Raw genomic sequence first — 12,522 nt, forward strand, 5'->3', positions numbered from 1 at the left:
AATTTCAACACATCCTGTAAGAAGCCTTACATGGGCTTTTTGCTTTACGATAACGCGATTTATTCGAACATAAGGGTTTGATCGTCATGACACGCATTGTTGTGGTGACTTCCGGCAAAGGCGGCGTGGGCAAGACCACCACCAGCGCCAGTTTTTCTGCGGGACTCGCGATGCGGGGCCACAAAACCGCGGTCATCGACTTCGACGTCGGCCTGCGCAACCTCGACCTGATCATGGGCTGCGAGCGCCGCGTCGTGTACGACTTCGTCAACGTGATCCAGGGCGAAGCCACTCTCAACCAGGCGCTCATCAAGGACAAGCAGCTCGAAAACCTGTTCATCCTGCCGGCCTCGCAAACGCGCGACAAAGACGCGCTGACGCAGGAAGGCGTGGAAAAGGTCATCAACGACCTGAAGGGCATGGGCTTCGAGTACATCGTCTGCGACTCCCCCGCCGGCATCGAGACGGGCGCGCTGATGGCCGCCTACTTCGCCGACGACGCGTTGGTCGTGACCAACCCGGAAGTCTCGTCGGTGCGCGACTCCGACCGCATCCTGGGCATTCTGGCCGCGAAGTCCCGGCGCGCGGTCGAGGGCGATGAACCCGTCAAGGAATACCTGCTGCTCACGCGCTACAGCCCCAAGCGCGTCGTCGACGGCGAAATGCTGTCGCTAGGCGACATCGAAGACATTCTGCGCATCAAGCTGATCGGCGTCATCCCCGAGTCGGAAGCCGTGCTGCAGGCGTCGAACCAAGGCCTGCCGGCCATCCACCTGAAAGACACCGACGTCTCCGAAGCCTACAAGGACGTCGTGGCTCGTTACCTTGGCGAAGACAAGGCCCTGCGCTTTACCGATTACGAAAAGCCCGGTTTCCTGAAACGCCTGTTCGGAGGCAAGTAAGCAATGTCCTTCCTGTCGTTTCTGCTCGGTCAAAAGAAGACTTCCGCCTCCGTCGCCAAGGAACGGTTGCAGATCATCCTGGCCCACGAGCGGGGCCGCGGCGACTCTCCCGATTACCTGCCGCAACTGCAGCAAGAGCTGATCGCCGTTATTTCGAAGTATGTGAAGATCAACCCCAATGACATCAAGGTGCACCTGGAACGCCAGGACACGCTGGAAGTGTTGGAAGTAAAGATCGAAATGCCTCAAAACGAGAACTGACGCCGCGTTGCGCGCCCGGATTCCCGGGTGCGCCGCGCAGAAAAAACGCCCGGCGATGCCGGGCGTTTTGCATTGAGCGGGTGCCGGGAGCTTAGTGCTTGCCGACCTGGTCGCCGATGACGCCGCCGATCGCCGCTCCGCCCACCGTACCGAGGATGCCGCCGTTGGTGATCACGGCGCCTGCGACGCCGCCCAACGCAGCGCCGCCGACGGCGCTCTTCTGGCGATGGCTCATGCCGTCCCAGGAAGAGCAGCCTGCCATGGCGGCGGTCATCGCCAGCGCGACACAGATTTTGGAGAGAGATGCGATTTTCATAATGCGATTCCTATTCTTACCCCCGGGACCGCGCCGATGATGCGGACGCGAGCGCGCGGACCCTTACGGGTTTGGAATCTTCAGGATCGCAAAATATCCCGGCCCTGGCTGTTAGGTTTGCCCATGAATTGTGTCAAAGGGCGAGGGAATCTTCGCGCCTCCCCGGAACAGTGTTGCAGCCGGCCGGCGCTATTTGACGAGACGTAACACTTCGCGGAAACGCGGATGCTCGCAGGTCCGCATCCATTCGAAAATCGCCATCTCGGACGTGACGATCTCGGCGCCATGCGCGCGCGCGCGGCGCAACGCAGCGTGATGATCGGAAGGCTTGCGCGAGCCCGCGGCATCGGCCACCAGCACCGCGTGGTAACCCAGATCGATCAGGCCGATCACGGTCTGCAGCACGCAGATGTGCGCTTCGCATCCGGCCACCAGGATGGTCTTGCGGGCGGCCGGCAGCCAGGCCTCGAAACCCGGTTCGAGCGCCGATGAAAAATGCATCTTCTGGAAGGTCGTCTGCACCTGCGCGCGCAGCGGCTCCACGGTGGCGCCCAGCATCTTGCCGTGATGTTCGGTGGCGGCCACCGGCACGTCGAGCAGGCGCGCGGCCTGCGCAAGCTTGTGGGCGGCATTGAGCACGGCTTCGCCGTCATGGATGACCGGCATCAGCCGGCCCTGCATGTCGACGATCAGCAACGTGGAGTCGGGGGCGGAAAGCAGCATGTCGGGAGGCTCCTGGATGAGGATCCAGGATAACTCGGCAGGGCTGCTTCCGGCAGGCTTCAGATCGAGTTGTGCTTGTCCTTGTGGTGTCAGACACCCGGGAAGGCTTGCCCGAAGCCGTAAGAACGTCTCGTACGGGTGTCAGACACCAAGATGGCAGTGTCTGACACCCTTACGAGACAGCCGTCAACCCATGGGGTGCATCGCGGGTGTCTGACACCCTCGAGATCAGCTTGCTATCCCCTCGTGTCAGACACCGATTTACTTCAGCGCCTTGTAGCGCAGGCGCTTGGGCTTGGCGCCCTCTTCGCCCAGGCGGCGCTTCTTGTCGGCTTCGTATTCCTGGTAGTTGCCGTCGAAGAACACGACCTGCGAATCGCCTTCGAAGGCCAGGATGTGCGTGGCGATGCGGTCCAGGAACCAGCGATCGTGGCTAATCACCATGACGCTGCCGGGGAACTCCAGCAGCGCGTCTTCCAGGGCGCGCAGCGTTTCCACGTCCAGGTCGTTGGACGGTTCGTCCAGCAGCAGCACGTTGCCGCCGGCGATCAGCGTCTTGGCCATGTGCAGGCGGCCGCGTTCGCCGCCCGACAGCTGGCCCACGACCTTGTTCTGGTCGCCGCCCTTGAAGTTGAAGCGGCCCAGGTAGGCGCGCGACGACATCTCGAATTTGCCCACGGTCAGCAGGTCGGCGCCATCGGAAACGGCGTCGAACACGGTTTTCTTGTCTTCCAGCGCATCGCGCGACTGGTCCACGTAGGCCAGCTTCACGGTCTGGCCGATCTTGACCTCGCCCGAATCCGGCTGCTCGCGGCCCGCGATCATGCGGAACAGCGTGGACTTACCGGCGCCGTTGGCGCCGATGATGCCGACGATGGCGCCCGGCGGCACCTTGAAGCTGAGGCTGTCGATCAGCAGGCGATCGCCGTAGGCCTTGCTGACGTTGTTGAATTCGATGACCTCGTTGCCCAGGCGTTCGCCCACGGGAATGAAGATTTCCTGGGTTTCGTTGCGCTTCTGGTATTCGTAGGACGACAGTTCCTCGAAGCGGGCCAGGCGCGCCTTGGCCTTGGCCTGACGGCCCTTCGGGTTCTGGCGCACCCATTCCAGTTCTTTCTTGATCGTCTTCTGGCGCGCGGATTCCGAAGCCTCTTCCTGCTTCAGGCGGTCTTCCTTCTGCTCCAGCCACGAGCTGTAGTTGCCCTTCCAGGGGATGCCGTAGCCGCGGTCCAGTTCGAGGATCCATTCGGCGGCGTTGTCCAAGAAGTAGCGATCGTGGGTCACGCCAACCACGGTGCCCGGGAACTTGTGCAGGAACTGCTCCAGCCACTCCACGCTTTCAGCGTCCAGGTGGTTGGTGGGTTCGTCGAGCAGCAGCATGTCGGGCTTGGACAGCAGCAGGCGGCACAGCGCCACGCGGCGCTTTTCGCCGCCGGACAGCTTGCCGACGATCGCGTCCCAGGGCGGCAGGCGCAGCGCGTCGGCGGCGATTTCCATCTGGTGCTCGATATCGTCCGCGCCGCTGGAGGCCGCGGCGGCGATGATGGCTTCAAGCTCGGCCTGCTCGGCGGCCAGGGCGTCGAAATCGGCGTCCGGCTCGGCATAGGCGGCATAGACCTCGTCCAGGCGCTTTTTCGCGGTGACGACGGCGCCCAGGCCTTCTTCTACCGCCTGGCGCACCGTGTGCTCGGGGTTCAGCTGCGGTTCCTGCGGCAGGTAGCCGATGTTCAGGCCCGGCATGGGGATGGCTTCCCCTTCGATCTCTTTATCGACGCCGGCCATGATCTTCAGCAGCGTCGACTTGCCCGAGCCGTTCAGGCCCAGCACGCCGATCTTGGCGCCAGGAAAAAACGAAAGCGAGATGTCGCGCAGGATCTGCCGCTTGGGCGGCACGATCTTGCCGACGCGGTTCATGGTGTAGACGTATTGGGCCATGGGCTCGTAGGGAAGATATAGCTGATAAACCGCTGATTGTAGGCCGGAACCCTGACCGGCGTATGGCCGCGGCCAAATGGCCGGACCGGCCTGCGCGGGCGGGCCTTCAAGCTGCCTTGGGCTGCCTCGCCGGGCGGCCCGCGCGCAGCTGCGCCAGCATCACCCCCGCCAGCGCCATCGCGCCGCCCACGATATGGAATACGTGGGGCTTTTCGTCCAGGAACACCGCCGCGATCGCCACGGTGGCGACCGGCATGACGTTCAGGAATATGCTGGCGCGGTTCGGCCCCAGGTGCTTCACGCCCTGCATCCACAGGAAAGGCGCGAACAGCGACGGAAAAATCGCCGCGTACAGCACCAGCGGCAGGTTGTCGCCATTGAGCGGCGAGGCAGGCGCCGCCAGGAAGGCTGGCAGCTGGAACAGCACGCCGAAGGCCACCTGCACGTACAGCGACTGCCACGGGCCCACGGGCAACGCCCAGCGGCGCAACAGCACGCCGTACAGCGCGTAGGCCAGCGCCCCCACGCCCATCAGCACGTCGCCGTGGTTGGCGCCCACCGACAGCAGCCGGGCGGGATCGCCCTCGCCGATCAGCAGGGCGAGGCCCGCCAGCGACAGCAGGCCGCCCAGCATCGCCATCAGCGACGGCAGCTCGCGCAGCACGACCGCCACCACGGCAATGGTCATCAACGGAATCATCGCCGTGATGATGCCCATGTTGGTCGCCGTGGTGCTGGCGGCGGCCACATAGGCCAGCCCCTGATACAGCGCCATTCCCAAGCCGCCCAGCACCGCGAGCTTGGGCAGGTTGGGCAGGATCAGGCGGCGCTGCGCCCAGACGCCCGGGAGCGCGAACGGCGTCAACAGGACGCCCGCCATCGCCCAGCGGTAGAACCCGATGGCGGCGGGCGCGATCACGCTCGCCGCCATCTTGGTCACGATCATGTTGACCGACCAGATCAGCGCCGCCAGGAGGGGGAACAGCAGGTAACGGACGGGCGGATGCGAGGCTTGGGCGGTGGGCATGACGGGCAAGGCGTAATGAAACAGAGTCGCAAGTGTATGGCCTGTCCGACATGCTGTATATAATGAAAAACAGACAAATCCAGATGAAGTTCCGACATGCCGCCAGCCGACGCCGCGCCGCTGCTGGCCAGCGACCTGCCCTACCCGCTGGCCTGCCGCATCCTGCACTTCACGCCCCATTCGCGCATGAAACGCCATGCCTCGCCGTGGGCGGAACTGAACTTCGCCGTCTCCGGGATCATGGAAATCGGCATAGGCGGCATGACCTACTTGTCGCCCCCGCAGTACGCCATCTGGATTCCGCCGCATGTCGAGCATTGCTGCCAGAACGAAGGCGAAGTGCATTACGCCTGCATCGATATTCCCGCGGCTGCGTGCGCCGGTTTGCCCGACAAGCCCTGCACGCTGGAGATCAGCCCCGTCATGCGCGCGATTCTGGCCGACTTCGAACGGCGGGGAATCAGCTATCCGGATACGCCTGAAGACCGGCGGATGGCGCAGATCGTCATCGACCAGGCCCGCCAGGCGCGCGCCTACGCCAGCTACCTGCCGAGCGCCACCGACCCGGTGCTTGCGCCCATCCTGTCAGCGCTGCAGCGCCGCCCGGGGGACAAGCGCGGCGCCGCGCATTGGGCCGCCACCGCCGGCATCACCGAGCGCACGCTGCTGCGCCACTGCCAGCAGCGGCTGGGCATGTCGTTCAATGAATGGCGGCAGCGGCTGCGCGTCGTCAGCGCCCTGGGCATGCTGGACGACGGCAAGCCCGTCCAGACGGTGGCGCGCGCGCTCGGCTACAGCACCCCGTCCGCCTTCATCGCGATGTTCCAGCGGCTGACGGGCGAATCGCCGGACAGCGCGCGCAGGCGCGGCCCCGGCGGCGCCTGCGCCGCCATGCCCCGGGAAAATCGCGTCGTCCAAGCGTCGGATGCAACACGGGGCCGATAGAGCGACAATACGCCTGACTTTCGTATTGCCGTGCCGTCGCGGCTTCATCGCGCCCAGGAACCCTCATGTCCGCCTCCGCCACTCCCCCAGCTTCCTTGACCCATTTCAACGCATCCGAACTGGACATGCTGGCCAAGACGGCCGACGCCCTGAGCGCCTACCTGGGCAAGCCCGTGCTGGCCGAAGTGGTGCTGGGCGACGACGGCACCGAATGGGTGACCTATGGCGTGCCGGTAGACGAAAACGCCAAGCCCGACGAGGAACAGACCCACGTCCAGCTGGGCGGCCCCGGCGCCCGGCTGCTGGGCAACCGCGGCGGGCTGCCTCAGTCCGACGATGACACCTACGACTGCCTCTACCTCTGGGCCATCGAAATCTCGCTGAATGAAGGCGAGCGCTTCGTCAAGCTCGATCACGACGGCGAGGAGTCCGCCTGGTCCGACAGCCTGGAAGACGTGCTGCCGTTCGCGCTCACCGAAGAACCCCTGCCGGATGATGCGGACGATGAGGATGACGAGGATGAGGACGACGAAGACGAAGACGAGGACGGCGCCCCCCTCGATCCTCCCCGCGATCACGGCCACCGCCACTGATCGGGCCGCGCCCGGCGGCTGACGAGGCCCGGCGGCGCGCTCCCCCCAATGCTGTGGATCACGCCGTGATCCGCCCCTCCTGCACCGCGTGGCAAGCCACCACCGAGACGCCTGCCGCCATCGCCGCGGGCGCTTCCCGCCTGCACCGCTCATTCGCGTGCGGGCAACGCGGGTGGAAGGTACAGCCCGGCGGCGGATTGAGCGGGTTCGGCACTTCACCCGCCACGGCCGTGCGCGGCTTGCCCGCGCCGTTGATGTCCGGGATCGCTTCCAGCAGCATCCTCGTATAGGGATGCCGCGGCCGCTGGAACAGCTCGTCGCGCGGCGCCACTTCCACCATGCGGCCCAGATACATCACCCCCACTCTGTCGGCCACGTGATGCACGACCGCCAGGTTGTGGGAAATGAACAGGTAGGTCAGTCCCAGCTTGCGCTGCAGGTCTTTCATCAGGTTCAGCACCTGGGCCTGCACCGACACGTCGAGCGCCGAGGTCGGCTCGTCGCACACCAGGAACTCGGGATTCACCGCCAGCGCCCGCGCGATCGAGATGCGCTGGCGCTGGCCGCCCGAGAACTGGTGCGGATAGCGCGCCTGGTCCGCCGGATCCAGCCCAACCTGTTTCAGCAGTTCGCCCACCCGGGCGCCGCGCTCGGCCGGTGTCATCTGCGTATGCGTAAGCATGGGTTCCGCGATAATGCGGCCCACCCGCCAACGCGGGTTGAGGCTTGCATAGGGATCCTGGAAAATCATCTGCAGGCGCTTGCGCAGCGCGCGGCCGCCCGGTTCCGACATGCGCGACAAGGGCTGTCCGTCGAAGCGGATTTCGCCGCGCGTCAGGCCGCACAGCCCGACCAGCATGCGCGCCACCGTCGACTTGCCGCAGCCCGACTCGCCCACCAGCGCCAGCGTCTCGCCGCGCGCGATCTCGAACGACACGCCGTCCACGGCGCGCAGCATCACTTGCGGTTTGCGGGCCAGCTTGCGCTCCAGCCACGGCGGCGACACATCGAACCAGCGGGCCGCGTCCTTCACTTCTACCAAGGGCATGTTCATGCCGACTCCTCTGATCCTTTGCCGCCGGGCAGCCCCTCTTGGGGGGTAGCAGGCCCGCTTGGCGCGCGCGGCGCGGCGGCCTCCGCTTCGTGCAGCCAACAGGCCGCCATGGACGTGCCCGCGGGCAGCAGCTCCGGCCGGTCCTGCGTGCAGCGCGGCAGGCGCCGGCCGCAACGCGGATTGAACGCGCAGCCCGGCGGAATGGCGTTCAGCCGCGGCATGCTGCCGTCGATCTGCACCAGCCTTTCGGCGTGCCCGTCGAGCGACGGGATGGATCCCATCAGCCCCGCCGTGTAGGGATGGCGCGGCTTGTGGATCACGTCCGCCACCGGACCGATCTCGGCCACGCGGCCCGCATACATCACCGCCACGCGGTCGGCGGTCTCGGCGATCACGCCCATGTCGTGCGTGATCAGCATCACGGCCGTGCCGTTTTCGCGGCACAGGCGCTTGAGCAATTCGATGATCTGCGCCTGGATCGACACGTCCAGCGCGGTCGTCGGCTCGTCCGCCACGACCAGCTTGGGTTCGGCCGCCAGGGCCAGCGCGATCACCACGCGCTGGCGCATGCCACCGGAGAACTGGTGCGGATAGTGGTCGATGCGCTCGCGCGCGGCCGGAATCCCGGTCTCCGCCAGCAGCTCCACGGCACGGTTGCGGGCCTGGGACCAACTCATGTCCAGGTGCGTCACGATGGTCTCCGCCAATTGCCGGCCCACCGTGTACAGGGGGTTGAGCGACGTCAGGGGATCCTGGAACACGGCCCCGATCTCGCGGCCGCGCACGCGGCGCATCTGCTCATCGGGCAGGTTGTCGATGCGCCGGCCCGCCAGCAGGATCTCGCCGGCGGCGATGCGCCCGGGCGGCTCCAGCAGACCGATGATGGAGGCGCCGGTCAGCGACTTGCCGGCGCCGGATTCGCCCACCACGCCCAGGACTTCGCCCGCCTGGATGGAAAACGACACATCATCCAGCGCGCACAGGGTGCCGCGGCGCGTGGGAAATTCCACGCGCAGGTTGCGGACTTCAAGTAATGCGCTCATGCGCGGTACCTCAATTCAATTTCGGGTTGAGCGCGTCGCGCAGCCAGTCGCCCAGCAGATTGACGGACAACACCAGCAGCACGAGCGCCGCGCCCGGGAAAATGGTGATCCACCACTCTCCGGAAAACAGGAAGTCATTGCCGATGCGGATCAGCGTGCCCAGCGAAGGCGCCGTCGGCGGCACTCCCACGCCCAGGAACGACAGCGTCGCCTCGGTAATGATGGCGGTGGCCAGGTGCACCGTAGCCAGCACCAGCACCGGCCCCAGCACGTTGGGCAGCACGTGGCGGAACATGATGACGGGCGATGCCACGCCGATCACCCTGGCCGCCTGCACGTATTCGCGGTTCTTTTCCACCAGCGTGGAGCCGCGCACCGTGCGCGCGTACTGCGGCCAGCCCGCCAGGGCGATCGCGCCGATCAGCACGGGGAAGGCGATCAGCTCGTGCAGCTCGCGCGGCACGGCGGCGCGCGCCACCCCGTCGATCAACAAGGCGATCAGGATGGCGGGGAACGACAGCTGCACGTCGGCGATGCGCATGATGAACGCATCGATCCGGCCTCCGGCGTATCCCGATATCAGCCCGAGCACGATGCCGATCAGCATGGACAGCATCACCGAGGCCAGTCCGATCAGCAGCGACACGCGGGTGCCGTACAGGATCGCGGAGTACAGGTCGCGTCCCTGGCTGTCGGTGCCCAGCAGATAGGTCGACTGGCCGTTGGCCTCCCAGGCCGGCGGCAGCAGCGCATCCAGCAATTCCACCTTGGTGAGGTCGAAGGGGTTGTGCGGAGCCACCCAGCCCGCGCCGAAGGAGCCGACAAGCAGGAGCGCCAGCAGTAGGGTCGCCGCAATGGCCACGGGAGCCCGGCGCCAGGCCCAGGCGATATCGCTGTCCCACCAGCGTTTGAGTACGGCGCGCATCAGTGAGCCCCCCCGCCGCGGGTCAGCCCGGAACGCAGGCGCGGGTCCACGACAAAATACAGAAGATCGACGATCAGGTTGATGACCACGAACACCAGCGCAATCAGGCACAGGTACGCGGCCATGACCGGCACGTCGGCGAATTGCACCGCCTGGATGAACAGCAGACCCATGCCCGGCCACTGGAACACGGTTTCCGTCACGATGGCGAACGCGATGATCCCGCCCAGCTGCAGGCCGGTGATCGTAATGACGGGCACCATCGTGTTCTTCAGCGCATGGCCGAAGTGGATGGCGCGGCGCTTCAGGCCGCGGGCGCGCGCGAACTTGATGTAGTCGGAACGCAGCACCTCCAGCATTTCGGAACGCACCAGCCGCAGCACCAGGGTCATCTGGAACAGCGACAAGGTGATGGACGGCAGGATCAGGTGCTTCCAGCCCGTGGCGGTGAAGAGCCCGGACGTCCACCAGCCGACGCTGACCGTATCGCCTCGCCCATAGCTGGGCAGCCAGCCCAGCTGGACGGAAAACACGAGAATCAGCAGGATGCCGATCAGGAACGTGGGCAGCGACACGCCCAGCAGCGAACCGGCCAGCAATAGCTGGGACACCAGGCTATTGCGCTTGAGCGCGGTGTAGACCCCCAGCGGCACGCCCACCAGCAGCGCCAGCAGGGCAGCCACCATGGACAGCTCCAACGTGGCCGGCAGGCGGGATTTCAGCAAGGACGAAACGGGTTCGCTCTGGCGCAGGGAGATGCCGAAATTCCCCTGCGCGGCATTGGCCACGAAGTGGCCGAACTGAACGATGGCAGGCTCATTGAGCCCCAGGCGTTCACGCAGCTCGATGCGCTCGGCATCGGTGGCGTCCTGCCCCAGCATAATGGTGACAGGGTCGCCGACATATTGAAAAAGCACAAAGGCCAGCAGCGCAACGGTGAGCATCACCGCTACGGCCTGCAACAGGCGACGCAGTATGAAAGCAAACATAGGCGGAAAAGGCAAAACGGCGGGAGTCCAGGACGGACCCCGCCGTTTGATTAGCCAGGATCAGTCAACCTTGACCCAATCGGCAACGAGACGATTGTCGGCACGGTGGATGACCGTGACGTTCTTGCGCATCGCCCAGGGAATGACCTGGTCGTGCAGGGGGATGTGGCCGAAGTCCTTGGCGTGTCCCTGCAGCACGGTAATGATGTCGGCGTCGCGCTTGGCCGGATCGGTTTCCGTCTTGATCCGGTCGATGATGACGTCCAGTTCCTTGTTGCTGTAGTTGCCCAGGTTGTACATGCCGTCCGCGCCCTCGCCCTTGGTGCGGATCAGGTTCTGCAGCGTGTACATGGCATCGAACGTCGGCACGCCCCAGCCGAACAGGTAGGCGCTGGTGTCGGACGACTGCACCTTGGGGAAGTAGGTGGCGCGCGGCATGGCGTTCATCGTCGCCTTCACGCCCACCTTGGCCCACATGCCGACGACGGCCTGGCAGATGGCTTCGTCGTTGATGTAGCGGTTGTTCGGACAGTCCAGCGTGAAGTTCAGGGTGCCGTCGTAGCCGGCTTCCTTCAGCAGCGCGCGGGCCTTTTCGGGGTCGTACGGCACGCGCTTGTGCAGGGATTCGGCCCAGCCGTGCACCTGCGGCGCGATCATCGTGCCGGTGGGCGCCGACAGGCCGCGCATCACCGCGCGCTTGATCGCGTCCACGTCGATGGCGCGGTACAGCGCCTCGCGCACACGGATGTCCTGGAAGGGGTTTTTGCCCTTGATGCCGGAATACTGGAGCTCGGGGCGCTTCTGGTCCAGGCCAAGGTAGATGGTGCGGTATTCGTTGCCTTCCACGACCTTCGCGGACTGGCGCAGGCGGTCCAGGTCCTGCGCGGCAGGGTCCAGCACGAAGTCGATCTCGCCCGACAGCAGGGCCGCGGTGCGGGTGGCGTTCTGCTTGATCGGCGTGAACACCACTTCGGTCACGTTGCCGACCTTGCCGGCCTTGTTCCACCAGTCCTTGTTTTCTTCGAACACGGTGCGCACGTCGACTTCGCGCGACTTGAGCTTGTACGGGCCAGTGCCGTTGGTGTTGCGCGCGCCGTAGGTTTCTTCCTTGTTGACGAAATCCTGCGGCTTGGCGATGTTGTTCTTCTCGGACCAGGCCTTGTTCATGATGAACACGTTGGTCAGCTGGCGCAGCAGCACGGGATTGGGCGCGGACGTCTCCACTTCGACCGTGAGCTCGTCGATCTTGCGCGCTTCCTTGATGCCCGTCGTGTAGGCCTTGTAGTTCGACGTGGGCGCCATGGCGCGATGGATCGAGAACACCACATCGTCGGCCGTGAACGCGGCGCCGTCATGGAACTTCACGCCAGGGCGCAGCTTGAAGCGGTACAGCGTGGGCGACACCTGCTCCCATTCGGTCGCCAGGCGCGGCGACACCTTGAAGGACTTGTCGTAGTCCACCAGCGGTTCGTAGATGTAGCTGTTGGCGGCAATCGTCATGCCTTCGTTCTGCGAGTGCGGGTCGAAGGTGAGGATGTCGCCCTGGGCGGCCCAGCGGAAGGTTTTGGCTTGCCCGATCGAGGGCACGGCCACGGCGGCGGCGATCGCGATAGCAATCAAAGTGCGGCGCATAGGTAACTCCTGACAGTAGTCTGAATACCGGCGCGATATTACCTACCCGCAAGAACCCCGTCAATTAAGGGTTTATGCGTACCGGAACAGGTTTTCACAGAGGGAAAACATATTGGGGACTCATATGCTTGTAACAAAATGATCGAAGCAAACGGCGTTCGGCGCACCAGGGCATCC

Annotated in this window: 13 protein-coding genes; 4 read left to right on the forward strand and 9 right to left on the reverse strand. The window is 65.1% G+C overall.

Translation table 11 applies throughout. From position 1 onward, the window contains the following. Positions 1–86: 86 nt before the first annotated feature. Both minD and minE read left to right on the forward strand, forming a co-directional pair. A complete protein-coding gene (minD, locus tag AGI3411_RS06545) occupies positions 87–902 on the forward strand; it encodes a septum site-determining protein MinD (RefSeq protein ID WP_129526581.1) in 816 nt (271 codons plus the stop codon). A gap of 3 nt (positions 903–905) precedes the next feature. Continuing rightward, the gene (gene minE / locus AGI3411_RS06550; RefSeq protein WP_129526582.1) at positions 906–1,163 is read left to right on the forward strand and encodes a cell division topological specificity factor MinE; all 258 of its coding nucleotides are present in this window, start codon (positions 906–908) and stop codon (positions 1,161–1,163) included. A gap of 91 nt (positions 1,164–1,254) precedes the next feature. On the opposite strand, the gene AGI3411_RS06555 is transcribed toward minE, so the two are convergent. The 4 genes from AGI3411_RS06555 to AGI3411_RS06570 all read right to left on the reverse strand — a co-directional run bounded on the left by AGI3411_RS06555 (position 1,255) and on the right by AGI3411_RS06570 (position 5,164). Continuing rightward, entirely contained in the window at positions 1,255–1,479 is a 225-nt protein-coding gene (locus AGI3411_RS06555; RefSeq protein WP_129526583.1) for a glycine zipper 2TM domain-containing protein, read from the reverse strand. Between the two features lie 189 nt (positions 1,480–1,668). Beyond that, on the reverse strand, positions 1,669–2,202 hold the full coding sequence (locus tag AGI3411_RS06560) for an isochorismatase family protein (RefSeq protein ID WP_129526584.1): 534 nt from the start codon (positions 2,200–2,202) through the stop codon (positions 1,669–1,671). Positions 2,203–2,463: 261 nt separating this feature from the next. Next, complete coding sequence (gene ettA / locus AGI3411_RS06565; RefSeq protein WP_129526585.1) at positions 2,464–4,137, reverse strand: energy-dependent translational throttle protein EttA; 1,674 nt, start codon at positions 4,135–4,137, stop codon at positions 2,464–2,466. Positions 4,138–4,243: 106 nt separating this feature from the next. Next, a complete protein-coding gene (locus AGI3411_RS06570; RefSeq protein WP_129526586.1) occupies positions 4,244–5,164 on the reverse strand; it encodes a DMT family transporter in 921 nt (306 codons plus the stop codon). A gap of 96 nt (positions 5,165–5,260) precedes the next feature. On the opposite strand from AGI3411_RS06570, the gene AGI3411_RS06575 reads away from it, so the two are divergent. Beyond that, on the forward strand, positions 5,261–6,109 hold the full coding sequence (locus tag AGI3411_RS06575) for an AraC family transcriptional regulator (protein ID WP_129526587.1): 849 nt from the start codon (positions 5,261–5,263) through the stop codon (positions 6,107–6,109). A 65-nt stretch (positions 6,110–6,174) separates the two neighbouring features. After that, positions 6,175–6,702, forward strand: a complete 528-nt coding sequence (locus AGI3411_RS06580; protein ID WP_129526588.1) for a hypothetical protein — start codon at positions 6,175–6,177, stop codon at positions 6,700–6,702. A gap of 58 nt (positions 6,703–6,760) precedes the next feature. Here the strand turns inward: AGI3411_RS06580 and AGI3411_RS06585 are convergent, their stop codons facing one another. The 5 genes from AGI3411_RS06585 to AGI3411_RS06605 are packed head-to-tail and all read right to left on the reverse strand — an operon-like array spanning position 6,761 to position 12,345. Then, positions 6,761–7,756, reverse strand: a complete 996-nt coding sequence (locus AGI3411_RS06585; protein ID WP_129526589.1) for an ABC transporter ATP-binding protein — start codon at positions 7,754–7,756, stop codon at positions 6,761–6,763. Next, on the reverse strand, positions 7,753–8,799 hold the full coding sequence (locus AGI3411_RS06590) for an ABC transporter ATP-binding protein (protein WP_244240270.1): 1,047 nt from the start codon (positions 8,797–8,799) through the stop codon (positions 7,753–7,755). The genes AGI3411_RS06585 and AGI3411_RS06590 overlap by 4 nt, the downstream gene beginning before the upstream one ends. 10 nt (positions 8,800–8,809) lie before the next feature. Continuing rightward, positions 8,810–9,724: an ABC transporter permease gene (locus AGI3411_RS06595; RefSeq protein WP_129526590.1), complete on the reverse strand. Its 915-nt coding sequence runs from the start codon at positions 9,722–9,724 to the stop codon at positions 8,810–8,812. Next, on the reverse strand, positions 9,724–10,713 hold the full coding sequence (locus tag AGI3411_RS06600; protein ID WP_129526591.1) for an ABC transporter permease: 990 nt from the start codon (positions 10,711–10,713) through the stop codon (positions 9,724–9,726). The genes AGI3411_RS06595 and AGI3411_RS06600 overlap by 1 nt, the downstream gene beginning before the upstream one ends. 60 nt (positions 10,714–10,773) lie before the next feature. Then, a complete protein-coding gene (locus tag AGI3411_RS06605) occupies positions 10,774–12,345 on the reverse strand; it encodes an ABC transporter substrate-binding protein (RefSeq protein WP_129526592.1) in 1,572 nt (523 codons plus the stop codon). Positions 12,346–12,522 lie beyond the last annotated feature (177 nt).

Source organism: Achromobacter agilis (assembly GCF_900496965.1).
GTDB classification, from domain to species: domain Bacteria; phylum Pseudomonadota; class Gammaproteobacteria; order Burkholderiales; family Burkholderiaceae_B; genus Achromobacter; species Achromobacter agilis.